Source organism: Planktotalea sp. (assembly GCF_018607965.1).
In the GTDB taxonomy this organism is placed as follows: domain Bacteria; phylum Pseudomonadota; class Alphaproteobacteria; order Rhodobacterales; family Rhodobacteraceae; genus Planktotalea.
The window spans coordinates 5,959-29,273 of sequence record NZ_JABBAM010000012.1; the positions used below are offsets into that span (position 1 = coordinate 5,959).

Consider the following 23,315-nt stretch of genomic DNA (forward strand, 5'->3'; position numbering starts at 1 on the left):
ATCGCGTAGCGCTCAAACATCGCGGGGTTTTCGTGTGGCAAGGTAGACGCCAAGCGATGCAAACGCCAAGCCGACCCAAGCAAGGGGCGGCATAATTTCACCCAGCAACACCCAAGCCGTCAGCGCAGCCAAGGGCGGCACCAAAAAGAACAGCGCAGAGACGCGGCTAACATCGCCCACGCGGATCATCGCCAACAGCAAACCCACTGCGATTACTGAATTGCCGACGACCAGATAGGCCAGTGCCGCAATGAACGTGCCCGTCCATTCGATTTCAAAACTGTCCTGCAAGGCCAAGGCTGGCAAGATGCCAATAAAACCGGCTGTGTAGCCGACTAAGTTTGCAGTCACAGGATGGTGGTTTAGCCCAAAACGCTTTTCCCAAAGCGACCCGCTGGTGATGCCAAGGAGTGCGATCGAGCAAAAGGTCATGCCAAGCAATGTAGGCGGTTCGATCTCTGTGCGCGATGCGATGACAAGTAAAGTTCCCGCAAGTCCTAATGCTAGTCCGATCCAGCTTTTGCGACTGATGATTTCTTTTGTCCAAAGCGGCGCGATCAGCGCCACGAGAATGGGTTGAAACGACATGACCAACGCAAGTGTTCCCGCGCCAACGCCTGAATTGAACGCATAATAGTTCATTCCGAAATAGACCGCCTGTAGCAGAAAGCCGACGAACGCCAAGTGTAGCCAATCTGCGCGGGTTTTCGGCAAAGGCGGACGTATGACGACAAAAAGGACGCCCATAATTAAAATCACGGATCCAAAACGCAGTGCCAGCAGTGTCATGGGATCGGTGAACTGTAGGCCGATCTTGGCGACAGAATACCCTACGGACCAGAGGATCAAGAATATGAACGGCGCAAGGGTCAGCCAGAGGGGGCGGTGTTGCATTTAGCTGCTCTCGTTTCACGTCAAAGCATCATGGATTTGAATACCTAGTCCTGCGCCGATTATTTTGGCTTGTCCATAGATTGACGTCGATTCGATGTGTGACTGCCTATGCGTGTATGAAAATATCTTTGATTTTGTTTGTTCTTTCGGCGCTTGTTTGTGCGTTTGGTTATCTAGTCCCTGAATGGTCTGATGTTCTTCTTGTTGGGGGGCCTGCAGCTTGCGCAAGCGCATGGTTGATCTGGCAAGCGAGGGTCCGCCAAAATCCAAAATCTACGCCCGTCAGAAAAAAACCTGCGCGTGTCGGCAGAAAAAGACAGGCGCCAGATATACGCTTTGCAAAGAGGCCGAGCGAAGATGAAATCAACGCCAAAAATTGGGTTGTCGTGGATGGCTCAAACGTGATGCATTGGATCAACAACGAACCTGACATCCAGCCTGTACGCGACGTCCTCGTGCGGCTTCAACAACATGGGTATACTGCGGGTGTCATGTTTGACGCGAGCGCTGGCCACAGGCTGCACGAAAAATACCTCCACGATGATACGTTCAGCCGCCTGCTTGGTCTTCCAGAAGATCGCATCATGGTGGTCCCCAAAGGAACGATTGCAGATCAGTATATCCTGACAGCTGCCCGACATTTTCGTGCGTCTGTGGTGACAAATGACCGGTTTCGCGACTGGGTTGATGAATTTCCAGAAGTGACAGAACACGGTTTCCTGATCACGGGTTGGTATTGCGAGGGGGAGTTGTTCACATCTTTGGGACCCAAACCTGTCTGAAGTGCGAGTGGGTTAGCCCAACGAAAAACGCCGCCCCAAAAGGAACGGCGTTTCTGCAAATTCGAAAGGTAACTAAGCTTAGAAGCCAAGACCTTCGTATTTCTTCTTAAACTTGGAAACACGTCCGCCGGCATCCATCAAGCGTGTACCGCCACCAGTCCATGCTGGGTGCGCAGACGGGTCGATGTCGAGTGCGAGCTGGTCGCCCACTTTACCATATGTGGATTTCATCTGGTGGATCGTACCGTCCGTCATCTTCACGTTGATGATGTGGTAATCTGGGTGAATATCGTTTTTCATCGGTGCGCTCCTTAGCCCTTAAGTGGCTTATAAGTTGTATCTTCAGCGATACGTGCGGACTTACCGCGACGTGAGCGCAGATAGTACAGCTTGGCGCGACGAACGCGGCCACGGCGGACTACTGTGATGCTGTCTACGTTTGTTGAATGCAGTGGGAACACACGTTCCACGCCTTCACCAAAGGAAATTTTGCGAACTGTAAAGGAACCGGCAACGCCTTTGCCGTTCTTGCGCGCGATGCACACGCCTTCATAGTTCTGTACACGAGAGCGCGTGCCCTCGGTTACTTTATAGCCAACACGAATTGTGTCTCCGGCTTTGAAGTCGGGAAGCGTTTTCCCGAGTGCGGCGACCTGTTCGGCCTCCAGTTGTGCGATAAGATTCATGTCTCATCTCCTATGTAAGCTCACGGTTATATCCGCGAAGGTTTATGCGTCCTCAGAGCTCTCGGTCTTCATTCGGGTCCCTGTTGTGCACTGCACACCAAGCCCGCCAGAGATCAGGTCGTCTTGTCTTTGTTAGCCTTTCGGCCATGGCCTGCCGCCAAGTCGAGATCTTCGCGTGATGTCCAGACAGAAGCACTTCTGGTATCACACGGCCCTTCCAGGTCGCTGGTTTCGTATACTGTGGATGTTCTAGTAACCCATTCGAGAACGATTCGTCCTCGGTAGATTCGTAGTTGCCAAGCACGCGCGGTATAAGCCGCACAGTTGCATCAATCAAGGCCTGCGCTGCAATCTCGCCGCCTGTGAGGATAAAGTCACCTAAGCTGACTTCCTCAATGTTGTATTCTTCGATCACACGTTCATCGACGCCTTCAAAACGCCCGCATAACAGCGTGATCCCATCGCACTGCGAAAACCTGCGCGCCATCGCTTGATCCATGGGTTTGCCGCGTGGGGACAGATAGACAACGGGCCAATTTCCACGCGCACTTTCAGCGGCCGTGTCCAGCGCTTTGCCCAGTACATCCGCCCGTAAAACCATCCCCGCACCACCACCCGCAGGGGTGTCATCCACATTACGATGCTTGGTTTCACCGAACGGGCGCAGATCAATCGTGTCCATCTGCCAAAGCCCCTCTTGTAGGGCTTTACCGGTCAGCGACGCCCCCAAAACACCGGGAAAGGCATCAGGAAACAACGTCAAAATCTGGGCCCGCCAAACACCCGCCAGTTCTGGCGTGGGTGTCATCAACTCGCGCGGCGTGAACGTCTGGCGGATCGCCTTGCGACCATGGGAACGGAGTTTTTCGGTCATATCAAACCACTTTCAACCCAAGCTGGCCGAGCAAATCAGCGGCTTGGCGCTTGGAAATGATCGCCCCTTTGAAGCGGCGTGCGTCGCTCATTTGTAGGCCACCCAAATCGCTGGATCGTAGGTCAGCACCTTGGAAATTGGCGTCTGTGACGATGCAATCGCGCAAAGAACACTCTTCCAGATAGGCGTCTTGAAACGTAGCGTTGGACAGATCTGCTTGGTCAAAGTTGACCGCCTTTAGGGTTGTGTCACGCATGTCTAACCCGCGCAATTGCGCAAGGCTGAGATTGCATTCGGAAAAGCTCAGGTTGGCAATCGCCATATCAGTCATATTCGCACCGATCATTTTGCACCCGCTGAAACTGACATCGTCCAATTTGCTGAAGGCAAAATGCGAATTGCTAAGATCGCTGCCTTTGAATTGAACTTGCGTAAGGCGGATAGATCGAAATGTTGCTTCCGTCGCACGACATTCGATGAAATCCGTTTCATCCAGAATGCAAGTATCCAGCCGCGCACCGCGCAGATCGCACTTCTTGAAGGTCCATTCCCTAAGCTCACATTCTTGAAAATCGACCCCCTCAAGCTGGCAAGACTGCAAATGGACAGGCTCGCCCATCGCTGCGAATTTAGCGATATCCTTAGACGTGATGGTGCGATCTGTGATGACGTGTGATTTGCTCATATCACTCAAACAATCCAACTGGCGGGTCCGTGATCAGGCGTCGCGCTTTCAGATCAATCGTGGGAACCGCTTCTAAAGTGAAAGGCAGCAAGACAGCGGTTTTCAGGTTCGGGCCCTGCACCTCAAGCAGATCACCAGCACCATGGTTCTGGACGTTCTTCACATGGCCAAGGGTGACACCGCCCGTATCGACGACCTCTAATCCCTCAAGATCCGTGTGGTAATATTCGTCGTCAGGAAGGGCAGGCAATTGCGCACGCCGCGCGAATAGTTTTTCACCGCTCAGCGCGTCGGCCTGTTCTTTGGTGGATACCCCTGACAGGCGCACGGAATACCCGTTCTTTACGGGCCCAATTAGCGTCACGCCGTAGCTGCGCCCATCCTCAGTCACCAATGGGCTGTAATCGGCAATGTCAGAAGGTTCAGCGCAAAAGCTTTTCAAACGAACATCGCCGCGCACCCCGAAAGAACCGCCGATTGAGCCGACGCAAATCAGATCATCACTCATTTCGATACTCCTCGGCAGATGCCGCTTGTCATTGTGCCACCCGCGTCATCGCATTTTTCGAGGGCTGCGTTGCGCTCGGAAAAGACGCCAAGCACGAAGGCTACGCCGAATATAATCGGTAAACGGATCAAACGGAACATCTCAAAACCTTCTCTACAAATGCAAAAGACGGCGCAGGATATGCGCCGCCCTTCGTTTTTACCTCAAAGAGCGGTTTACTCTTCTGCTGCTGCTTCTTCAGCAGGTGCTTCTGCTGGTGCTGCCGCCGCTTCAGCCGCAGCTGTTGCTTTTGCAGCTTTTTCTTCTGCACGAGCAACGGCTTTCTTACCAGGCGTACCCTTCTTAGGGTTTGCACGGTCTTTCTTCTCAAGCAGGCCAGCGGCCTCTAGCATACGGGACACACGATCCGTTGTCTGAGCGCCTTCGCCCAACCAGTACTGAATGCGCTCAACATTCATCTTCACGCGCTCTTCGTTATCTTTCGCGAGCAGTGGGTTATATGTGCCCAACTTTTCGATGTAACGACCATCGCGTGGCATACGGGAATCCGCTGCAACGATCCGGTAAAAAGGACGCTTTTTTGAGCCGCCGCGGGCGAGACGAATTTTCATGGCCATGGTGTAATACTCCTAGTGTTTTATCTGAGTGGGTGAGTGAGATCACTGACCCTATGATTGGTGTCGTTTGTGGTGATGGATAACTTCCTCAATGATGAAATTGAGAAATTTCTTGGCAAATTCAGGATCAAGATCGGCCCTGTTTGCAAGGTCTTCCAGCCGCGCAATCTGCGTGGCTTCGCGGGTGAGATCGCTGGCGGGCAAAGTGTGCTCTGCCTTCAGCTTGCCCACGGCTTGGGTGTGTTTGAACCGCTCGCCTAGCGTGTAGACGAGGATCGCATCAAGGCGATCAATGCTTTCGCGGTGCTCTTTGAGCACGGCTGCGGCTTTGCTCACTGCATCAGTCATTTTGCGTCTCCTGATTTGGGATGGCGGTAAATGTGAACCATTGGCGTTCCAGGCATTCCACCATCACGCTCATATGAAGCGCCAAGACGGGTCGCAAGTTGTGCGGAACGTGTATTGCTTGGATCAATGTAGCTGATAACGCCGTCGAGGCCGAAATGCGCAACGCCGTAATCGCGCGCAGCGCTGGCCGCTTCATAGGCGTAACCTGCACCCTCATAGCCATCATGAACATGCCATCCAAGCTCGGGTTCATCCCACCCTTGGCGGAAGATAAAGCCACACGCACCGATCACGCGATCATCGCGTTTATGATGGATGTAACACATGCCAAAACCACGCATAAGACAGTGGCCGTAATTGCCCGAGATAAGCTTCCAGCTTGTGGCACGATCCAATGGGCCACCAACAAAATGTGAACGCTCCGATTGCATGAAGTCGGCAAGCACGTCCAGATTGCTTTCCTGCGCAGCACGCAGAATGAGGCGCTCGGTCTCAACGGTTGGAATTTCAAAGCTGAACGAGGTCATTGCGCGGCCTCATCATTTGTATGGATGTAGGTCAGCATATCGCCGTCCTGCACCGTGCGCACGGCCCCAAGGCGTTCGGCCAAAGCGATAGAGCGCGCGTTGTCTTTGTGGATGTAGCTGGCTAATTCCGCCAGATCGAGCGTCTCAAACGCGAACGTGCGCGCCATTTCGGCGGCCTCATGCGCGATGCCCAACCCTTCGTTTTCCTCAGATACCAAGAAACCCAAATCGATCTGCACACAGCCCGGTTCTAGACCAAGGAAAACGAAACCAAGCAGGTCCTCGCTATCCACATCTTGGATCGCCCAGCCGCCATGACCGTGCAGCATCCACGTGGATGCAAGTTGAATGAAACCATACCAAGCGTCATCGCGGCTAAAGGGTCCGCCGATATATGCCCCGCGCTCACTGCACAGGATCTCTGCATAGAGTGGGAAATCCTCAACTGTCAGTGCGCGCAGCAATAGTGCATCAGACACTAGTGTCGGAACCTGCGCCGCCACGTTTGCAGCGATTGCAGATGGGATGCCCTGTGGGGCTTGTTCGTGGCGCAACGTCACATCAAGCGTCATAGCAACGCCTCTGCATCGGGGTGACGGTACAAGTGATCCAACCCCATCTGCACATTGTCATACTCACGCTCGAAACGTGCGCCGAGGCGTGTTGCAAGCGCGATAGAGCGCAGATTGGATGGGACGATGTTGGACGTCATCGTCGTCATGCCAAGGTCAGAATAGGCCCACGCGCGTGCAGCCAAAGCCGCCTCATATGCGATGCCCTTGCCTTCAAAGCCCTCATAAACAACCCAACCGAGTTCTGGCTCTGGCCAGCCCTCAGGGTTCCAAATTCCGCAAATGCCAGCAGGCTTACCTGTGATTTTGTCCTCAATCGTCATGTAGCCGTAGCCGTGGATATGCCAGTGACCAATGTTCATCACAAACCAACGCCACGCTTCGTCGCGCTGTGGGATATACCCGAATCCAATCGAACGCGCCTCATCAGCTGAGAACGCAATAAACGCCTCAACGTCAGCCATTTCTGGACCGCGCAGGATCAAGCGCTCTGTTTCCAGACGTGGCGCGTTGGTCAACGGCGCTTGTGATATGGGGGACGTGGCGTTCACTTATTTCTTCTTCCCGAAACCAGACAAACCGGGTGGCAGACCCATGCCGCCACCCATGCCGCCCAAACCACCAAGCCCACCGGGCAGTTTGCCGCCCATGGCCTTCGCCGCGGCTTCCATCGCCTTTGGGTCCATCTTGGACGGGTCCATGCCAGCAGGCATCCCAGCGCCGCCGCCTTTGCCGCCCATCATGCCCTTCATGGCTTGCTTGAGCATGCCACCCTTGCCCATCTTCTTCATCATGTCGCCCATTTGGCGCTGCATCTTCAGTAGCTTGTTCAGCTCGGACACTTCCATGCCTGACCCCTTGGCGATCCGCTTCTTACGGGATGCCTGCAGCAACGCAGGGTTCGCGCGCTCGCGCTTGGTCATCGACTGGATCAAGGCGATCTGCTGCTTGAGGATGCGATCATCAATGCCCGCGCCCTCCATCTGTTTGGCCATCTTGCCCATGCCCGGCATCATTCCCATGATACCTTCCATACCGCCCATTTTCTGCATTTGCTCCAGCTGGGCCTTTAGGTCGTTCATGTTGAACTGACCCTTCTGGAAGCGCTTCATCATGCGCTCGGCTTGCTCGGCCTCGATGGTTTCTTGCGCTTTCTCGACCAGCGCAACAATGTCGCCCATGCCAAGGATACGGCCCGCAACGCGCTCTGGCTCGAACGTCTCAAGGGCGTCCATCTTTTCGCCCATGCCGACGAACATAATGGGTTTGCCTGTGACCGCGCGCATGGACAAGGCCGCACCACCGCGACCGTCGCCGTCCATACGGGTCAGGACTACACCAGAAATACCGATCTTGCCGTCGAACTCTTCGGCGACTTCAACCGCGACTTGACCTGTCAGACCGTCGACCACCAAAAGCGTTTCGCGCGGGTTCACCGCATCGCGGACATCTTCGACCTCTTTCATCAAGGTCTCGTCGATCTGCAAACGACCAGCAGTGTCGAGCATGTAAACATCGTAGCCGCCGAGCGTAGCCTGTTGTTTAGCACGCTTGGCGATCTGAACGGCGGATTCGCCTGCCACGATGGGCAGCGTATCAACGCCGATTTGCTGACCAAGAATCGCCAGCTGTTGTTGCGCCGCAGGGCGATAGATATCGAGCGAGGCCATCAGCACGCGCTTGCCATTGCGCTCTGTCAAACGCTTGGCGAGCTTACCCGTGGTCGTCGTCTTACCACCACCTTGCAGACCAACCATCAAGATCGGGGCAGGGGCGTTATCGATCTTCAACTCACCCAGCTCACCCTCACCGCGTAGAACGTGGATCAGCTCGTCATGGACGATCTTAACGACTTGCTGGCCGGGTGTGATCGATTTGGTAACCGCTTGGCCAGTCGCCTTTTCCTGCACCGCTTTTACGAATTCGCGCGCAACGGGCAGGGAAACATCCGCCTCCAGCAAGGCAACACGTACTTCGCGCAGGGCTGTTTTGACGTCTTCGTCGGACAGCGCACCCGCTTTAGTGAGACGATCAAAGACGCCGGATAGACGTTCGGATAGATTTTCAAACATGCCTAAGATCCTTTAGCCGACTGCAAGTTAAGACCTATGTAGGAAGGCCCAGCGAATGTTCCAAACGAGAAACGCACCAGTGGGCGCAACGCGCTGACTGGTGGCGATCCTCATGTAATTGAGGACCGGAAGGGTTTTTGCTTCCGGATATGGGTGTGCGTTTAGGCTTAGGCACGTGCAGAGTCAACACCAGCAGGCATTTTCGCCCGCGCGTCATTGTAATTTTGAACACGAAAGACGAAGCTGGATAGGCACCGTGAATCTGCGCACAAAGGATTGGCATTTGGAAAATTGGGATGAAGTTCGCACGGCCTACCAAGTTGCCAAAATGGGAACTGTCAGCGGCGCGGCTGAAGTGCTTGGGGTGCACCATGCGACAGTGATCCGTCACGTAGATGCGCTTGAGGCACGAATGGGCGTGAAACTGTTTCAACGACATGCACGCGGTTACACAGCGACCGAAGCGGGGCAAGATTTGTGCCGCGTTGCACAAGCGACGGATGAACAGTTCAGCCAGCTTGCAGGACGTGTGAAGGGCAAAGGCGACGAAGTCTCTGGCGAATTGGTCGTGACATCTTTGATTGGACTTGCACCCTTGATGGCCCCAACGTTGACCGCGTTTCAAGCAACCTATCCCGATGTCACGCTGCGCTACCTGACCGGAGAACGTTTGTTCCGCCTCGAATACGGCGAGGCGCATGTTGCAATTCGCGCGGGGGCCGCGCCTGACCAACCCGATAACGTGGTGCAGCCCTTGGTCAGTCAACCTATTGGGCTTTATGCCTCACAAGGATACGTGGATCGTTTTGGAATTCCCAAGAACGAAAGCGAATATTCCAAGCACCGTTTTGTTGGCCATGACGCACAAAACAACCGCTCGCCCTTTTTCCAGTGGATGAACGAAAATATCGCGCGCGAGAACGTCGTATTCCGATCAACCGACAACCGTGCGATGGAGCTTGCGATCAAGGCAGGTGCAGGTATCGGATTCATGAACGCGCATGATGCGGCAAGCCACGGCAGCATGGTTCAAGTCGCTAAAGAACGCGATGAATGGAGCGCGAAACTTTGGTTGGTCACCCATGTCGATCTGCACCGTACGACCAAAGTGCAAGCGTTTCTAAAGTTCGTTAAAGAACAAGCCCAAAGCTGGGAAATGGAGTGAACGACGCGCTACGCGGCCATGGCGCAATGCTTTTGTTTTCTATCCTTGTGGCGGGATCTTTTTCGTTGGGCGCGCTGGCGTCGCCGTTTATTGCGCCTGAATTGGTAACAGTCCTTCGCTTCGCCATCGCGGCGGTACTTCTCGGCATTTTATGCGCAATCCGTGGTGATTTCAAAACTGTCTGGTTTGTTGCAATCTGGCGCTATATTCTGCTCGGCGGCGTGTTCGCCACCTATTTCGTCCTCATGTTCGCGGGCCTCAAAACCGCAACACCCGTATCTGCTGCCGCCGTCTTTACGCTGACACCAATCCTAACCGCATTCGCCAGCTATATCCTGCTGCGTCAAATCACGACCAAGCGGATCGCAGGTGGTCTACTGATAGGTGCACTCGGCGCGCTTTGGGTCATCTTTCGCGCGGATTGGGCGACGTTCAGAATTTTTGAGGTCGGCAAAGGCGAAATCATCTATTTCTGGGGCTGCATTGCCCACGCTGTCTACATCCCACTGGTGCGCTTGCTGAACCGAGGCGAAAGCGCTGTCCTGTTTTCCTTTGGCACGACACTGGGCGGCACACTGGTTTTACTTGCTTGGAGCTGGTCTGCAATCTGGACCACAGATTACGCGGCACTCCCAAATATCGTTTGGCTAACCATCCTCTATGTCTCGATCTTTGCGACCGCGGTGACTTTTGTTCTTGGACAATTCGCGTCGCTTCGCCTGCCTGGTGCAAAGGTCATGGCCTACACGTATTTGATACCGTCTTGGGTGATCCTTTGGGAAATCGCACTGGGCCACGGCGCGCCACGGGGATTTATCTTAGGCGGAGTGCTCTTGACGATAGTCGCTTTGGTCGTTTTGCTGAAACACGAAGACACAGGAGGACACGATGGCGGACTATCACAAGCTTATTGATGAAGAGATTTGGGCGTTTATCGAAAAGACGAACGGCTTTTATCCCCCTGATACGGCGACCTACGGTGTCGAAGACCAGCGTCGCATATACAACGAAATGTGCGCAGGCTTTCGCGTGGCCTATCCCATTGGCGTCAGTGCGCTTGATCGCCCCTATGGCGATGTGGCGTGTCGCCACTACACATGCGGCGGTGGTGAAGCAGTTGTGATGTATTACCACGGCGGTGGATTTGTCGTTGGCGGTTTGGACAGCCACGATGATGTGTGCGCTGAACTTTGTGCAGCGACAGGTCATGACGTGGTGTCTGTTGATTATCGCATGGCCCCCGAACACAAACACCCCGCGATGTTCGAGGACGCTATGGCCGCAACGCGCGCGGTGTTTGCAGAAATTGGCAAGCCCTTGGTTGTGTGCGGCGATAGCGCGGGGGGCAATCTGGCGGCCTGCGTATCCCATCTAGCGCGTGGAGCTGAATTAACCATTCGCGGCCAAGTCCTGATCTACCCGGGACTAGGCGGTGATTTTGACGCAGGATCCTACATTGAATTTAGCGACGCACCGATGCTGACGCGCGATGATATCGTGATTTACCGCGATGTGCGTTTGGCAGGCGAAGAACCTGTTGGTGACCCAAGCTATGCACCTTTGCATGACACGGATTTCTCTAGTTTGCCGCCTACTGTCATCAATACCGCGCAATGTGACCCGCTTAGTAGCGATGGAAACGACTATGAAACTGCTTTAAAAGCCGCAGGCGTCAAAGTGCATCGCGTTGATGAAGAAGGCCTTGTGCATGGCCATATGCGCGCGCGTCACATGTCTGTGCGATCGGCGGCAAGCTTTGAGCGGATCAAACAAGCGGTCTCGGCTTTGGCCGCAGAAAAATGGCCGTACTGAATTTACGCTGGTAAAAAGGGCTTGGCCTTCATCATCTTTGGAATGGGCGCGCCAAGCCGTGTCAGGATTGTGGGTGCCAATTGCAATTGATGCAAAGGTGTCTCGGCTGACGGCCCTTGCGCATCGCCGAAATAATACAGTGCAAACTCTTGCTGCAAAGGATCGCGCGCGCCGTGATGTCCGCGTGCGTCTTGTCCGTGATCTGCGGTCACAATGACTTCGTATCCCATGTCACGCCATCGCGTGATAAATGGAGCGAGCATTTCGTCCATAACGAAACAGGCGTGATCCATTGCACTGCTTTCATGTTGAAAACGATGGCCCATAGAGTCGAGCGTGCAGGTGTGCAAAATACCGTAATCCAGATCGTTCTTCGCCGCGAGATTAGTGAGCGTCGCAAATAGGTCGATGTCAGAAGGCGTCATCTGATTATCCATGCCGTAACCTGTCATAGAATGAAAACGGCCATGGTTGATCGTTGTGCTGTCGGGCTCGTCGTATTCGATATCGCGGACGTAATCGAAGGGGTGACGATTGAAGAATTCTGACCAGAAAGAATGGGTGACCGCACCCGTTGTTCCGCCCGCTTTGCGGATCTCTGAGAACAGGTCGGGTTTATCGATTCGAAACACATTGCCATTGCCGGTGCAGCCATGTTCCTGCGGCGTGACGCCCGTGTGGATGGATGCGTAACAGCTTGCGGAGATTGAAGGCAGTACACTGGTCATGGTCCATTTTTGCGCGGTGCCTGCATCGACCCAGCCCTCAAGATTACCGAAGAGACGCGACCAATTGCGCAGTGGAACACCATCGAGAATAATGAGGAGTAGTTTGCGATCCATGGGAGCCTCCGGCGGAAGTTTATTTAGAAAGATGAAGCAGGGGGTTAGTTCCCAGCACTTTCCATTTTGCGGGTTGCGATGACGTTCTCGAGCCAGCCGAGTTTCATTTCTGGAACAGAGCTGAGCAAGAGGTCGGTGTAGTCATCGAATGGCGGGCTGAGCACTTCGGATTTTGTGCCGTACCGCACGACGCGGCCTTGGTACATCACTGCAATGCTGTCGGCAATTGCGCGCACTGTGGCGAGGTCGTGGGTGATGAAAAGGTAGGCCACGTCTTCGCGCTTTTGTAGATCTAGGAGTAGCTTCAGGATACCGTCGGCCACGAGGGGATCTAGGGCTGATGTGACCTCATCGCAGATGATCAGCTTTGGTTTGGCAGCCAGCGCACGTGCGATACACACACGTTGCTTTTGACCGCCTGAAAGCTCGGCAGGATAGCGATCAATAAAGCCATCACCCATCTCGATCTCTTCCAGCAGTTCTGCGATGCGTTTGCGTTTCTCTGCGCCCTTCATGCCGAAGTAAAATTCAAGAGGGCGACCTATAATGGTGCCGACCGTCTGGCGCGGGTTCATTGCGACGTCAGCCATTTGGTAGATCATCTGCAATTCACGCAGATCTTCGCGGGACCGGCTGGGTTGGTCGGGGGTTAGCGTGCGACCCGCAAAATCAATTGAACCAGCGCTAGGTGGTAAAAGCCCAGTTATCACGCGAGCGAGGGTGGATTTACCAGAACCGGACTCCCCGACAACCGCAAGTGTTTGGCCGGGGGAAATATCGACGCTGACATCGTGCAGTACGTCGAATTTCGTACCGCGATAGCGTGCGTTGATGTTCTTGACTGTCAGGATAGGTTCAACCGGCGTCTTTTCTTCGTGATTGATCGAGCGCACGGATACCAGGGCTTGGGTGTATTCTTCTTTTGGGTTGTTGATGATCTGATCGACGGGGCCGTATTCGACCATCTCGCCCATTTTCAGCACCATGATGTGATCACTGACCTGCGCCACAACTGCAAGATCATGGGTGATATAAAGTGCCGCAACGCCCGTATCGCGGATCGCTTCCTTGATCGCAGCAAGCACGTCGATTTGGGTGGTAACATCAAGCGCAGTTGTGGGTTCGTCGAACACCACCAGATCAGGTTCGGGGCACAGCGCGAGCGCGGTCATGCAGCGCTGTAGCTGTCCACCAGAAACTTGGTGGGGATAGCGTGATCCGATATTGTTGGGATCCGGCAGGCCGAGTTTCGCGAACAGCAGGCGCGCTTTGGCCTCTGCTTCTGATTTGCTGAACTTGCCTTGCGTGACGGAGGCTTCAACGACCTGATCCATGATCTTTTTGGCGGGGTTAAAGCTGGCCGCGGCAGATTGCGCCACATAGGTGACTTCCGCGCCGCGCAATTTGCGAAGGTCCGCGATGCCGCCTTGCAAGATGTCGCGCCCATTCACCCAGACTTCGCCACCTGTGAGTTCCACGCCGCCACGACCGTACCCTAGAGCTGACAAGCCGATGGTGGATTTACCGGCACCAGATTCACCGATCAGACCAAGGACCTTACCCTTTTCCAATTCGAAATCGACGCCATGCACAATCTCGATCTTGTGGGGCTTTGCATCGGGTGGGTAGACCGTCGCACCAATTTTCAGGCTACGTACTTTGAGTAGGGGTTCGCCCATTATCCGCGCCCTCCTTTGAGAGAGGTGGTTCTATTGAGAACCCAATCTGCGACCAAGTTCACCGAGATCGCGAGTGTCGCGATTGCAAACGCAGGAACGAGTGCAGCGGGAATGCCGTAGACGATTCCGTCCTTGTTTTCCTTTACGATACCGCCCCAATCCGCGCCGGGAGGCTGTACGCCTAGGCCAAGGAACGACAGGGTTGAAACGAATAGAACTGCAAAGATAAAGCGCAGGCCCATTTCGGCGACCAATGGGCTTAGTGCGTTCGGTAGAATTTCACGGAAGATGATCCAGCGACGTCCTTCACCGCGCAATGTGGCGGCTTCGACGTAATCCATCACGTTGATGTCCACGGCGACGGCGCGCGACAGGCGGTAAACGCGTGTGGAATCGAGCAGGCCCATGACGAGGATGAGGACTGGGATCGTAACGGGCATAACCGACAGAACGACCAAAGCGAATATCAGTGACGGGATCGACATGATCAAATCCACAAAGCGTGAAATTGCTTGGTCGACCCAACCGCCCATAACGGCAGCCAAAAGGCCAAGGCAGGATCCAAGCGTAAAGCTTAGGATCGTTGCTGCTGTTGCGATAAAGATCGTTGTGCGTCCACCATAGATCATGCGGCTCAGCAAATCGCGGCCAATGCTGTCTGTACCAAGCCAATGTTTGGCCGAAGAAGGCTCCCACACGTCGCCGACGGCTTCGGCCATTCCGTAGGGTGCAATCCACGGAGCAAAGATTGCGACAAAGAAATAAAGGCCCGTGAAGAACAGGCCGATGAGGGCGGATATGGGGATATTTTTGAACATGTCCGTTCCTCCTATTTCGGGTGTCGCAGGCGAGGGTTCGCCAAAATCGACACGATATCAGCAACCATGTTAAGCAAGATGTACACGGCAGCAAAGACAAGGCCACAGGCTTGCACCACAGGCACATCACGTTTGGCGACGTGATCGACCAAATATTGACCCATGCCGGGATAAACGAAGACCACTTCAACGACGACCACACCCACGACGAGGTAGGCGAGGTTAAGCATGACCACGTTCACGATAGGCGCGATTGCGTTCGGGAACGCATGACGCGCGATGACTTGAAAGCTGCTAAGACCTTTGAGTTCGGCGGTTTCGATATAGGCCGATTGCATTACGTTCAAGATCGCGGCGCGGGTCATGCGCATCATATGCGCGAGAACCACAAGGGTTAGGACCGTAACAGGCAACGCGATTGCGTGCAGCTTTGCACCCAACGTCATTGAATCGTTGATCATCGCCACAGACGGGGCCCAGCCAAGCTTCACGCCGACGAAATACATCAACACATAGCCGATCAGGAATTCAGGAATCGAGATTGACGCAAGCGTGACGCCTGAAATCAACTTGTCAGGCCAGCGATCTTTATAGCGCACTGCTAGCAAGCCAAGGAAAATAGCGAGAGGAACAGAAATCACTGCGGCCCAGAAGGCCAAGAACAACGTGTTGCCAAGGCGTTTGCCCATGGAGGTGGCGATGTCTTGTCCGTTGGTCAGGGCAGTGCCCAAATCGCCTTGTAACGCGTTGCCGAGCCAGCTGAAATAGCGGCTCAAGGCAGGCTCATTGAGGCCTAAATCTTTACGCAGATTGGCAATCGCCTCTGGGGTCGCGGATTGTCCTAAAATAGATTGCGCTACGTCGCCGGGCAGAATTTGTGTGCCGATAAAAATCAAGGCAGACGCTGCAATGAGGAGAAGGAGTCCCAGCGCCAAGCGCTGGGAAACCAATTTTAAAATCGGGTGCATTTGCTAAACCGACTTTATGCGAAGGACATTTTGCGTGTGACCTGACCGTTCATCAATTCGCCGTTTGGATCAACTTCCCATCCAACAAGCTTGTCGCTGACGCCATCGATGAAGTCGTTGAACATTGGACAGATAAGACCGCCTTCTTCACGCACCAACTGACCCATTTCAGAATAAATTGCCTTACGCTTTGTAAGGTCCAGTTCTGCTTTGGCTGCAAGCAACTTGGCATCGAACTCTGGGTTCTTAAAGTTCGTGTCGTTCCAATCTGCTGTGGAGAGATACGCAGTTGAATACATCTGGTCCTGAACCGGACGACCGCCCCAATAGGATGCACAGAACGGCTGCTTGTTCCAAACTTCAGACCAATACCCATCGTTAGGCTCACGCTTGATTTCCAATGGAATGCCGGCTGCTTGAGCAGACTGTTGGAACAATTGCGCGGCATCAACCGCACCCGGGAAGGCACCGTCAGCTGTACGCAGAATGATGGGGGAACCATCATGGCCTGACGCCGCATAGTGCATCTTGGCTTTTTCAACGTCATACATACGCTGCTCGATTGAGCCATCAAACAAAGGATACGCCGCGTTGATTGGCATGTCGTTGCCGACAGAACCGTAGCCACGCAGAATTTTCTCAACCATTTCTTCACGATTGATCGCGTACTTAAGCGCAAGGCGTAGTTCTTTGTTATCGAACGGTGCTGTGTCTGTGTGCATGATGAACACATAGTGACCACGACCCGGTGTGGAATTCACCGATACACCTGGTGCGCGTGCCAATAGGCCAGCGATCTTAGGCTCAAGACGGTTGATCAGGTGAACCTGACCGGACTGAAGGGCTGCTGTACGTGCAGTCGCGTCGTTGATGGCAAGGATTTCGACGGAATCAAAATGACCATCATCGCCCCAGTAGTTCGCGAACTTGGAATACATGTGACGGACGCCTGGCTCATCAACTTCCATCTGGTAAGGGCCTGTGCCGATACCAGCCGCAGGATTGTCCATGCCGCCGTTTGGCTGAATGATCAGGTGGTAATCCGCCATGAGGTAGGGAAGGTCAGCGTTGGCATTCTTCAAAGTCACAGAGAACGTGTCGCCCTCAACCTTCATGCTTTCGATGTTCTTCATAACGCCCAAGGCACCAGACTTGGAATCCTCGTTGGAATGACGCTCCATCGTCTTAAGAACGTCGTCGCCTGTCATTGTTTTGCCGTTATGGAATTCAACGCCTTGGCGCAGTTTGAACATCCAAGTCTTCGCGTCTGGTGTGCTCTCGACGCTCGTCGCGATACGACCTTCGATTTCACCTGTTGGGGAAACTTCTACCAGTGTGTCACCGAACTGACGACCGTTGTGATAGGGAACTTGGCTTGCGTATGTTGCTGGATCAAGCGAGTTTGTGCTTTCGCCACCAGTGGAACCGATCTTCAGATCGCCGCCTGTTTTGTGGCTCGCCGCTTTTGCAGCCGTCGCGAATATTGTGCTAGCAGCAGCTGCGCTGACACCCAGTGCGGACGCTTTGCCCATGAATTCACGGCGTGATAGTTTGCCAGCGGTGGCGCGTTTCGCGAGATAGTCGAGTTGATCGTTCATTAAATCGTCTCCCAGTTATTGCAAATACCGCCGCTCATTCGTCGTGCAGGCAGTTTTCAAGATTTGTGTCGTTAACAATGCGGATTGCAGCGCAGCTATCAAGCGTTAAATCCCTTTTTTTGGGGTTGCACTGCTAGAGGTTGTCCCGAGCGATGCTGCGCTCGACCTCGTTTTCGAAGATAAGGGTGTTGTTTTCATACGCCAGTAACTTCGCTCTCAAATGAAAGTGAGTGGCGTCGGAGTGCATTTCAGAGATTGCTTCGGTGCGCAGCGCAATGCCATCTCGTTCCAGCTCATCCGTCCAATGAGTTTTGCCATGTGCGCTAAGGGGATCATCTGGGTGAATCTTCCACCATTCGCGAGCGATAGATCCATTGATCAACCCATGATCGCAATCTTTAACCTTGCCGAAATCATCAACAATTTCCAAGGTAACAACGCCTGTGGTCCAATCAGTGACGGTTTTACGGGTGTTAGACCCTTCGCGCAGCGTTTCGACCTGCCAAGGTTCATCTGCCTCGGGTTGTTCAAATGTCCACTCATCTGAGTCCCCACTTGGGCGCAAAGGAACACTGATAGATCCTTCAGAAATGGTCAGTGTCGTTGCTTCAGGGCTGGGCCAGATCAGGGGCCAATAGGCGGATGAAATCGCAACGCCGAGGCGATGCCCGACAGGCAAACGATAGGCAATGTGGTCCAGATCAAGCGTGATGTTGATAGGCGCGTCAGGCGTCAGCGCTTTGGGGTGCGCATGGCTTTGGTGATGGCTCAGATTTAAAACGCCGTAAGTAATTCTTGAACTGGCCCCATTTGGCTGGATATCCAGCAAACGCACGGCGATTTGACCCTGTGATTTATCGCAAGCCAGCGTAAGTTTGATCTGGGGTGCGCCAACTATGTCACGCTGCTGCGTCAACGGTTCCGTTTTGAACACTGCAGACATTGCATCATCACTGCGCTGATCGTCGGGCAGTTCAGGGCCTAACCAGATCGCACAGTATTCCCCCGAATGCGCACCGCAGGTTTGGGGCGAACTGATTGTGGTGTCGATTTTGGTAGGTTCGTTTTGAAGTCCGCCGTCAGACAGATGCCACGTCTCGCGCGGCAGCTCTGAGGGCTTTTCGTTGATCGCCAGCCAATTGCCTGCACGCTCTGTGTACCATGATTTAGGCGGAACAGACTCCATGAGATAGGGGCGATAGAGCGGATCGTTCTCGACGCCCGTGTCTTCCCCCTTTAGCCAATGATCCCACCAGCGCAGCGCTTCTTGCAGGAACCCAATGCGCGGTTCGGGAATAGCGAAATGAGGGTACTTGTGAACCCATGGCCCGATGATGGCTTTTGCAGGCGCTGTCAGGTTTTCGATCAATGCGGGTGGCGCGTTCTTGTAAGCATCGCCCCAGCCTCCAATAGCAAGCGTTGCTGCCGTGATCTTGGAATAGTCCTCGCAAACAGAACCATGTTCCCAAAAAGCATCGCGGGTTTGATGATCGAGCCAACGCGCAGCAAGAAAGGGTTCGCTTTCCAACCGTTGCAACCAGAGTTTACGCCAACCATTGGGCCGCAGCATCGGATCAGGGGCTTTGGAGGAATAGGACCACATAGTCCCGCCCCACCCGAGGTTTTCGTTCAGCAGGCAGCCACCTTTGTAGTGGATGTCGTCTGCGTAGCGATCCACGGTTGAACAGAGCGTAATGATGGCTTTAAGCGGCTCAGGTTGAAGGGCCGCGACTTGTAGCGCATTGAAGCCACCCCAACTAATCCCCATCATGCCAACATTTCCGTTGCACCAAGGTTGGGCCGCCAGCCAGTTCACGGTGTCTACGGCGTCAGCGAGTTCTTGATGGCTGTATTCGTCCTCCATGATCCCTTCGCTATCGCCATTGCCACGTATGTCGACGCGGATGCAGGCATATCCGCGTTTGGCGAAATAGGGATGGGTCAGGCAATCGCGCGCTGTCGTGCCGTCGCGTTTGCGGTAGGGCAAGAATTCAAGGATCACTGGGACAGGCGCATCGGTGGCGTCTTTGGGCATCCAAGTGCGGGCCGAAAGGCGGGTACCGTCTGGCATTGTGATACCAAGGTCGGGGGTTTCAACAATGTCGCGTAAGATATTTGATGTCATGGGCCATCGTTGAATGATGTGCTTTTGGAGTCAAGCGTGTGTGATCTGAAGGAGCGTGCTGTGCACGCGCTTGATGAGCCGCTGGCGCGGCGGAATGGGGCGCTGCCCCAAACCCCGAAGTTTATTGGAAAGATGAATGTGTGAAAGGTTTTGAGAACGAAAAAGCCCGGCACAGAGGCCGGGCTGATTGGTCGTAATCGTGTAGATCGTGCCTAGTGCAGTTTGGCAGCGACTTCGCCGATTGCGTCGTCGATAAGAGACGTCGCATTCTTTGCTGTCATCTGCTTTGCGATCACGTCGTTTGCTGCTGCAATTGCAACGTTAACGGCTGTATCGCGCACTTCTTTGATGGCACTTGTTTCTGCAGACGCAAGTTGATCCTGAGCCGCTGCAACGCGGCGTGCGATGGAGGCTTTAAGGTCTTCTTGTGCTTGCTTGGCTGCAAGTGAAGCGTCTTTCTTGGCGGATGCCACAATGCGATCTGCTTGATCCTGCACTTCTTTTTGCTTGCGCTCATAAGAAACAAGCAGCGCTTGGGCTTCTTCACGCAGGGATTTAGCTTCGTCTAGATCGTCACGAATACCAACAGCGCGTTTGTCGAGCAAACCGCCCAGCAAAGCTGGAACACCGAAGTAGAATAGAACCGCGATGAAGAGCAGGAAGCCCAACAGCACGACAAAGTCCGTGTTACCAAGTGAAAAGAACGGACCGGATGCAGCCAACGCTGGCTGAGCCAATACTGTTAGGAGTAGAGCAAGTGCTTTGATACGCATTGATCTATCCTTTCAAGCGGGCAGCGACAGCCGCGCCCACGTCTTTTGCAGTTGCGTTGCCGCCCATTGCAGAAACGATTTCTGCGGCGGTGTCTTTGGCAACATCTTCAACACTTTTCATTGCACCAGATCGGATTTCGGCGATAGCCTTTTCCGATTCAGCGGCTTTTGCACTGATCTCTGCGTCTGCCTTAGCAATGGCAACGTCGAGTTCAGCTTGCATATCTGCTTTTGCACCAGCGACGATGTTCTGCGCTTCGGCGCGGGCATCTACGAGGGCTTTGTTGTAAGCTTCTTCAGCTTGCAACGCTTTGGCTTTTAGGGTCTCGGCCGCTGCGATGTCGTTGGAAATCGTTCCTTGACGCTCTGCAAGAACCGAAGCGATGCGGGGCAACGCGATGCGGGACAGAACAAGGAAGATCACGATCAGCGTGAGAACGAGCCAGAATATCTGGTTTGGAAACCATTCAAAGCACAGTTGTGGCATACCAATGGCTGAACCATGGGAGTCCACGCATGAGCTAACGGCGCTTGTAGTTTCGGTGGCCATGTTTTCCTCCGTCGGAACTTTTCGCTACATCGGGCGGCCTAGCATAAGCAGGGCCGCCCGCGCGTAAGGATTAAGTCGTTCGGTTTATACGGCGAACATAAGCAGAAGGGAGACTAGGAATGCAAAGATGCCCAGTGCTTCTGCGAACGCGATACCGATGAACAATGTTGCTGTCTGCGAAGCAGCAGCGGATGGGTTGCGCAATGCGCCCGCCAGGAAGTTTCCTGCTACGTTACCAACACCGATTGCGGCTGCGCCGGAACCGATTGCTGCGAGACCTGCGCCTATGTGTGCGAGTTCACCTTGCATAGTATTTCTCCTTACGATTGGAAGTTAGATAAAGTGTTGGATGCGTGATTATCCACGCACCCGACGTTGGTTGGTTTAGTGAGACGGGTGCAATGCGTCCTTAAGATAAACGCATGTCAAGATGGTAAAGACGTAAGCCTGAATGAACGAAACGAGTATTTCGAGACCGTACATTGCTGTGATGGCGGCTACTGAAAGCGGTGAGATGACTGCAATGGCTGCGAAGCCTGCAAAAACCTTGATAACCGCGTGGCCCGCCATGACGTTGCCAGCCAAACGAATGGAGTGGCTTACAGGACGAACGAAGTAAGAGATAAGTTCAATGATCGCGAGGACCGGACGCAATGCCATAGGCGCACTGGCGACCCAGAAAAGACCAAGGAAACCAAATCCGTTTTTGATGAAACCCAAAATAGTCACCGTGAAGAAGACTGCGAAGGCCAGAACGATTGTCACACCGAAATGCGCTGTTGGCGTAAAGGACATCGGGATTAGGCCTAGGAAGTTGGCGAACAAGATGAACAGGAAAAGCGTCATGATGTAGGGGAAGTAAACCAGACCATCTTTGCCGGTCACGTCCTCGATCATCTTGTAGACAAAAACATATGCGAGCTCAGCAATGGACTGGCTGCGGTTAGGGATAATTGCACGGCGCGATGTGCCGACAACCATAAGACCGACGACACAGATCACAGCCAAGGACATCCAAAGCGTCATGTTCGTGATTGTGTACCAGTGGATCGCACCTTCGCTGAAAACAGGCTGCACGATGAATTGATCCATCGGGTGGAATACGAGGCTGCTGCCTTCTGCTGCTTTGTCTGCACTTGCCATTTAATCAGCCCCTTTTTCGTCACCAGCCTGTTCGGCCGCTTGTCTGTCCTGAATTTCTTGTGCGGTGCGCATCATCGTTTTGACGCCCGCCGCGAAACCCAAAAATGTAAACAGCACCAGAAAGATTGGTATCGTGCCAAGCAGTACATCAATCCCGTATCCAATGCCAAAACCGATCCCGAGACCGGCAACTAGCTCTGTCACCATGCGCCAGCCCTGCTGGGCTTGCGAGTAGTGTTCCTCTGAAGCGGGCTTTGGCTCAAGAGTGTCTTTCGCCTCAGCGATCCGCGCATTCAATTTCTTGAGACGCTCTTGTTGTTCAGGCTCACTCAACCGCTCAAATCCCGTTTGGAGGTTTAGGAGAGAGTTATTCTTGGTTGGGCACTGAGTCAAGGGAATGAAGCGGTGGCCTAACCTTCTGTTTTACTGTGAAAATTCTAGATTTTTCGGGGCTGCGACAGCTGGGCGCAGGCGGGCATTTGACCAAAACAGGCCTCCACGCATATTCAACCATTTGGTTGACGATTATTCCGCATCCGCGTTTATGGGCGCATGAGCCATCCCCTTGATACAACCTTCGCAGCCCTAGCCGATCCCACCCGCCGCGCGATCTTGTCGATGCTGCTAGAGGACGACATGGCCGTCACGGACGTGGCCGAGCCGTTCGAGATGTCATTGGCAGCGGTGTCCAAGCACCTTGGGATCTTAACCAAAGCCGGCTTGATCAGCCAAGAAAAGCGCGGGCGGGTGAAATGGTGCAAACTGGAACCAGATGCGCTGAAAGGCGCGTCCGTCTGGATGCAAGGCTTTGGTCAGTTCGAAGAGTTGGACATGGATGCGTTCGAGCGGTTCTTGGAGACGGAGTTGGAGGGGTGAAACTTCAATAGACGTAAGACAAAATTTTGAACCAGTGGCCAAGCCACAAATCAACGAAAGTTATTCAACAGAATAAACCCGTTGTGTGATTTCACCTTCCGCGCTGTATGTGCCCGCAGCACAAATATTGCCGCGCGCACCATCCAAGGTGGTCCGAAATTCGACAAGCAATTACTTTGCTGCACCCACCTCAGGGCGATCTTTATCAGCCTCGAAAATCAAACCGCCCAAGTTTTTCGCCCCTGTTGTCAGTCGGTGAACCAGAACAAACACAGCTGGAATGGCAAGGATGATCACGCCTGTCCCGATCAAAACGCCGTACCCAATCGAAATCGCCAGCGGGATCAAGAATTGCGCCTGTAGCGATGTTTCCATGATCAAAGGATACACGCCAAGGAACG

General features: G+C 53.8%; 29 protein-coding genes. 5 read left to right on the plus strand and 24 right to left on the minus strand.

Annotated features, from left to right (window positions below; all coding sequences use genetic code 11):
- Positions 1–12: 12 nt before the first annotated feature.
- The gene (locus tag QZ279_RS00760) at positions 13–894 is read right to left on the minus strand and encodes a DMT family transporter (RefSeq protein WP_293446895.1); all 882 of its coding nucleotides are present in this window, start codon (positions 892–894) and stop codon (positions 13–15) included.
- 116 nt (positions 895–1,010) lie between these two features.
- Between QZ279_RS00760 and QZ279_RS00765 the strand changes: the two genes are divergently transcribed.
- Positions 1,011–1,676 carry a hypothetical protein gene (locus QZ279_RS00765; protein ID WP_293446897.1) on the plus strand — a complete coding sequence of 222 codons (666 nt, stop codon included), beginning with the start codon at positions 1,011–1,013 and terminating at the stop codon, positions 1,674–1,676.
- 78 nt (positions 1,677–1,754) lie between these two features.
- On the opposite strand, the gene rpmE is transcribed toward QZ279_RS00765, so the two are convergent.
- The 11 genes from rpmE to ffh all read right to left on the minus strand — a co-directional run bounded on the left by rpmE (position 1,755) and on the right by ffh (position 8,565).
- Positions 1,755–1,976 carry a 50S ribosomal protein L31 gene (rpmE, locus tag QZ279_RS00770; protein WP_293446898.1) on the minus strand — a complete coding sequence of 74 codons (222 nt, stop codon included), beginning with the start codon at positions 1,974–1,976 and terminating at the stop codon, positions 1,755–1,757.
- 11 nt (positions 1,977–1,987) lie between these two features.
- Positions 1,988–2,362, minus strand: coding sequence for a 50S ribosomal protein L19 (rplS, locus tag QZ279_RS00775; protein ID WP_293446899.1), 375 nt, complete (start codon positions 2,360–2,362; stop codon positions 1,988–1,990).
- A 52-nt stretch (positions 2,363–2,414) separates the two neighbouring features.
- Positions 2,415–3,236, minus strand: coding sequence for a tRNA (guanosine(37)-N1)-methyltransferase TrmD (gene trmD / locus QZ279_RS00780; protein WP_293446901.1), 822 nt, complete (start codon positions 3,234–3,236; stop codon positions 2,415–2,417).
- Between the two features lies 1 nt (position 3,237).
- Positions 3,238–3,921, minus strand: a complete 684-nt coding sequence (locus tag QZ279_RS00785) for a pentapeptide repeat-containing protein (RefSeq protein WP_293446902.1) — start codon at positions 3,919–3,921, stop codon at positions 3,238–3,240.
- Between the two features lies 1 nt (position 3,922).
- Positions 3,923–4,429 carry a ribosome maturation factor RimM gene (gene rimM, locus QZ279_RS00790; protein ID WP_293446904.1) on the minus strand — a complete coding sequence of 169 codons (507 nt, stop codon included), beginning with the start codon at positions 4,427–4,429 and terminating at the stop codon, positions 3,923–3,925.
- A gap of 215 nt (positions 4,430–4,644) precedes the next feature.
- On the minus strand, positions 4,645–5,046 hold the full coding sequence (gene rpsP, locus QZ279_RS00795) for a 30S ribosomal protein S16 (RefSeq protein ID WP_293446906.1): 402 nt from the start codon (positions 5,044–5,046) through the stop codon (positions 4,645–4,647).
- A gap of 51 nt (positions 5,047–5,097) precedes the next feature.
- Positions 5,098–5,394 (minus strand): chorismate mutase, encoded by a 297-nt coding sequence (locus QZ279_RS00800; protein WP_293446908.1) that lies wholly within the window; start codon positions 5,392–5,394, stop codon positions 5,098–5,100.
- Complete coding sequence (locus tag QZ279_RS00805; protein WP_293446909.1) at positions 5,391–5,921, minus strand: GNAT family N-acetyltransferase; 531 nt, start codon at positions 5,919–5,921, stop codon at positions 5,391–5,393. Before QZ279_RS00805 ends, QZ279_RS00800 begins: the two co-directional genes overlap by 4 nt.
- A complete protein-coding gene (locus QZ279_RS00810; RefSeq protein ID WP_293446910.1) occupies positions 5,918–6,493 on the minus strand; it encodes a GNAT family N-acetyltransferase in 576 nt (191 codons plus the stop codon). The genes QZ279_RS00805 and QZ279_RS00810 overlap by 4 nt, the downstream gene beginning before the upstream one ends.
- Positions 6,490–7,044, minus strand: a complete 555-nt coding sequence (locus QZ279_RS00815; RefSeq protein ID WP_293446911.1) for a GNAT family N-acetyltransferase — start codon at positions 7,042–7,044, stop codon at positions 6,490–6,492. Before QZ279_RS00815 ends, QZ279_RS00810 begins: the two co-directional genes overlap by 4 nt.
- Positions 7,045–8,565, minus strand: coding sequence for a signal recognition particle protein (gene ffh / locus QZ279_RS00820; protein ID WP_293446912.1), 1,521 nt, complete (start codon positions 8,563–8,565; stop codon positions 7,045–7,047).
- 283 nt (positions 8,566–8,848) lie between these two features.
- Between ffh and QZ279_RS00825 the strand changes: the two genes are divergently transcribed.
- Genes QZ279_RS00825 through QZ279_RS00835 form a run of 3 tightly spaced genes read left to right on the plus strand, consistent with a single transcriptional unit; the run spans position 8,849 to position 11,542 of the window.
- Positions 8,849–9,730, plus strand: coding sequence for a LysR family transcriptional regulator (locus QZ279_RS00825; protein ID WP_293446938.1), 882 nt, complete (start codon positions 8,849–8,851; stop codon positions 9,728–9,730).
- Entirely contained in the window at positions 9,727–10,644 is a 918-nt protein-coding gene (locus QZ279_RS00830; protein WP_293446913.1) for a DMT family transporter, read from the plus strand. The genes QZ279_RS00825 and QZ279_RS00830 overlap by 4 nt, the downstream gene beginning before the upstream one ends.
- Positions 10,619–11,542, plus strand: a complete 924-nt coding sequence (locus QZ279_RS00835; protein ID WP_293446915.1) for an alpha/beta hydrolase — start codon at positions 10,619–10,621, stop codon at positions 11,540–11,542. The genes QZ279_RS00830 and QZ279_RS00835 overlap by 26 nt, the downstream gene beginning before the upstream one ends.
- Positions 11,543–11,544: 2 nt before the next feature.
- Here the strand turns inward: QZ279_RS00835 and QZ279_RS00840 are convergent, their stop codons facing one another.
- From QZ279_RS00840 to QZ279_RS00890, 11 genes are all read right to left on the minus strand, one after another.
- Positions 11,545–12,384: an alkaline phosphatase family protein gene (locus QZ279_RS00840; protein WP_293446916.1), complete on the minus strand. Its 840-nt coding sequence runs from the start codon at positions 12,382–12,384 to the stop codon at positions 11,545–11,547.
- 44 nt (positions 12,385–12,428) lie between these two features.
- Positions 12,429–14,063 carry an ABC transporter ATP-binding protein gene (locus tag QZ279_RS00845; protein WP_293446918.1) on the minus strand — a complete coding sequence of 545 codons (1,635 nt, stop codon included), beginning with the start codon at positions 14,061–14,063 and terminating at the stop codon, positions 12,429–12,431.
- A complete protein-coding gene (locus QZ279_RS00850; protein WP_293446919.1) occupies positions 14,063–14,881 on the minus strand; it encodes an ABC transporter permease in 819 nt (272 codons plus the stop codon). The genes QZ279_RS00845 and QZ279_RS00850 overlap by 1 nt, the downstream gene beginning before the upstream one ends.
- Positions 14,882–14,892: 11 nt before the next feature.
- A complete protein-coding gene (locus tag QZ279_RS00855) occupies positions 14,893–15,849 on the minus strand; it encodes an ABC transporter permease (RefSeq protein WP_293446921.1) in 957 nt (318 codons plus the stop codon).
- A gap of 14 nt (positions 15,850–15,863) precedes the next feature.
- Positions 15,864–17,447: an ABC transporter substrate-binding protein gene (locus QZ279_RS00860; RefSeq protein WP_293446923.1), complete on the minus strand. Its 1,584-nt coding sequence runs from the start codon at positions 17,445–17,447 to the stop codon at positions 15,864–15,866.
- 133 nt (positions 17,448–17,580) lie between these two features.
- Positions 17,581–19,572 carry a CocE/NonD family hydrolase gene (locus tag QZ279_RS00865; protein ID WP_293446925.1) on the minus strand — a complete coding sequence of 664 codons (1,992 nt, stop codon included), beginning with the start codon at positions 19,570–19,572 and terminating at the stop codon, positions 17,581–17,583.
- A 212-nt stretch (positions 19,573–19,784) separates the two neighbouring features.
- Positions 19,785–20,345 (minus strand): F0F1 ATP synthase subunit B, encoded by a 561-nt coding sequence (locus tag QZ279_RS00870; RefSeq protein WP_293446927.1) that lies wholly within the window; start codon positions 20,343–20,345, stop codon positions 19,785–19,787.
- 4 nt (positions 20,346–20,349) lie between these two features.
- Positions 20,350–20,895 carry a F0F1 ATP synthase subunit B' gene (locus tag QZ279_RS00875; RefSeq protein WP_293446929.1) on the minus strand — a complete coding sequence of 182 codons (546 nt, stop codon included), beginning with the start codon at positions 20,893–20,895 and terminating at the stop codon, positions 20,350–20,352.
- A gap of 84 nt (positions 20,896–20,979) precedes the next feature.
- Entirely contained in the window at positions 20,980–21,204 is a 225-nt protein-coding gene (locus QZ279_RS00880; protein WP_293446931.1) for a F0F1 ATP synthase subunit C, read from the minus strand.
- Positions 21,205–21,279: 75 nt separating this feature from the next.
- Positions 21,280–22,038 (minus strand): F0F1 ATP synthase subunit A, encoded by a 759-nt coding sequence (locus QZ279_RS00885; protein WP_293446933.1) that lies wholly within the window; start codon positions 22,036–22,038, stop codon positions 21,280–21,282.
- A complete protein-coding gene (locus QZ279_RS00890; RefSeq protein WP_293446935.1) occupies positions 22,039–22,371 on the minus strand; it encodes an AtpZ/AtpI family protein in 333 nt (110 codons plus the stop codon). It lies immediately after the preceding gene.
- Positions 22,372–22,590: 219 nt separating this feature from the next.
- Here QZ279_RS00890 and QZ279_RS00895 point away from each other — a divergent pair, with 219 nt between their 5' ends.
- Entirely contained in the window at positions 22,591–22,914 is a 324-nt protein-coding gene (locus tag QZ279_RS00895; protein WP_293446936.1) for a metalloregulator ArsR/SmtB family transcription factor, read from the plus strand.
- Between the two features lie 171 nt (positions 22,915–23,085).
- Here the strand turns inward: QZ279_RS00895 and QZ279_RS00900 are convergent.
- On the minus strand, positions 23,086–23,315 hold a 230-nt coding region (locus QZ279_RS00900; RefSeq protein ID WP_293446937.1), incomplete at its 5' end, for a hypothetical protein.

Excerpts from the sequence above, each read along its gene's own strand:
- QZ279_RS00760 (WP_293446895.1), bottom strand. The coding sequence starts at position 894 with ATGCAACACCGCCCCCTCTGGCTGACCCTTGCGCCGTTCATATTCTTG.
- QZ279_RS00765 (WP_293446897.1), top strand. The coding sequence starts at position 1,011 with ATGAAAATATCTTTGATTTTGTTTGTTCTTTCGGCGCTTGTTTGTGCG.
- rpmE (WP_293446898.1), bottom strand. The coding sequence starts at position 1,976 with ATGAAAAACGATATTCACCCAGATTACCACATCATCAACGTGAAGATG.
- rplS (WP_293446899.1), bottom strand. The coding sequence starts at position 2,362 with ATGAATCTTATCGCACAACTGGAGGCCGAACAGGTCGCCGCACTCGGG.
- trmD (WP_293446901.1), bottom strand. The coding sequence starts at position 3,236 with ATGACCGAAAAACTCCGTTCCCATGGTCGCAAGGCGATCCGCCAGACG.
- QZ279_RS00785 (WP_293446902.1), bottom strand. The coding sequence starts at position 3,921 with ATGAGCAAATCACACGTCATCACAGATCGCACCATCACGTCTAAGGAT.
- rimM (WP_293446904.1), bottom strand. The coding sequence starts at position 4,429 with ATGAGTGATGATCTGATTTGCGTCGGCTCAATCGGCGGTTCTTTCGGG.
- rpsP (WP_293446906.1), bottom strand. The coding sequence starts at position 5,046 with ATGGCCATGAAAATTCGTCTCGCCCGCGGCGGCTCAAAAAAGCGTCCT.
- QZ279_RS00800 (WP_293446908.1), bottom strand. The coding sequence starts at position 5,394 with ATGACTGATGCAGTGAGCAAAGCCGCAGCCGTGCTCAAAGAGCACCGC.
- QZ279_RS00805 (WP_293446909.1), bottom strand. The coding sequence starts at position 5,921 with ATGACCTCGTTCAGCTTTGAAATTCCAACCGTTGAGACCGAGCGCCTC.
- QZ279_RS00810 (WP_293446910.1), bottom strand. The coding sequence starts at position 6,493 with ATGACGCTTGATGTGACGTTGCGCCACGAACAAGCCCCACAGGGCATC.
- ffh (WP_293446912.1), bottom strand. The coding sequence starts at position 8,565 with ATGTTTGAAAATCTATCCGAACGTCTATCCGGCGTCTTTGATCGTCTC.
- QZ279_RS00835 (WP_293446915.1), top strand. The coding sequence starts at position 10,619 with ATGGCGGACTATCACAAGCTTATTGATGAAGAGATTTGGGCGTTTATC.
- QZ279_RS00840 (WP_293446916.1), bottom strand. The coding sequence starts at position 12,384 with ATGGATCGCAAACTACTCCTCATTATTCTCGATGGTGTTCCACTGCGC.
- QZ279_RS00845 (WP_293446918.1), bottom strand. The coding sequence starts at position 14,063 with ATGGGCGAACCCCTACTCAAAGTACGTAGCCTGAAAATTGGTGCGACG.
- QZ279_RS00850 (WP_293446919.1), bottom strand. The coding sequence starts at position 14,881 with ATGTTCAAAAATATCCCCATATCCGCCCTCATCGGCCTGTTCTTCACG.
- QZ279_RS00855 (WP_293446921.1), bottom strand. The coding sequence starts at position 15,849 with ATGCACCCGATTTTAAAATTGGTTTCCCAGCGCTTGGCGCTGGGACTC.
- QZ279_RS00860 (WP_293446923.1), bottom strand. The coding sequence starts at position 17,447 with ATGAACGATCAACTCGACTATCTCGCGAAACGCGCCACCGCTGGCAAA.
- QZ279_RS00865 (WP_293446925.1), bottom strand. The coding sequence starts at position 19,572 with ATGACATCAAATATCTTACGCGACATTGTTGAAACCCCCGACCTTGGT.
- QZ279_RS00870 (WP_293446927.1), bottom strand. The coding sequence starts at position 20,345 with ATGCGTATCAAAGCACTTGCTCTACTCCTAACAGTATTGGCTCAGCCA.
- QZ279_RS00875 (WP_293446929.1), bottom strand. The coding sequence starts at position 20,895 with ATGGCCACCGAAACTACAAGCGCCGTTAGCTCATGCGTGGACTCCCAT.
- QZ279_RS00880 (WP_293446931.1), bottom strand. The coding sequence starts at position 21,204 with ATGCAAGGTGAACTCGCACACATAGGCGCAGGTCTCGCAGCAATCGGT.
- QZ279_RS00885 (WP_293446933.1), bottom strand. The coding sequence starts at position 22,038 with ATGGCAAGTGCAGACAAAGCAGCAGAAGGCAGCAGCCTCGTATTCCAC.
- QZ279_RS00895 (WP_293446936.1), top strand. The coding sequence starts at position 22,591 with ATGAGCCATCCCCTTGATACAACCTTCGCAGCCCTAGCCGATCCCACC.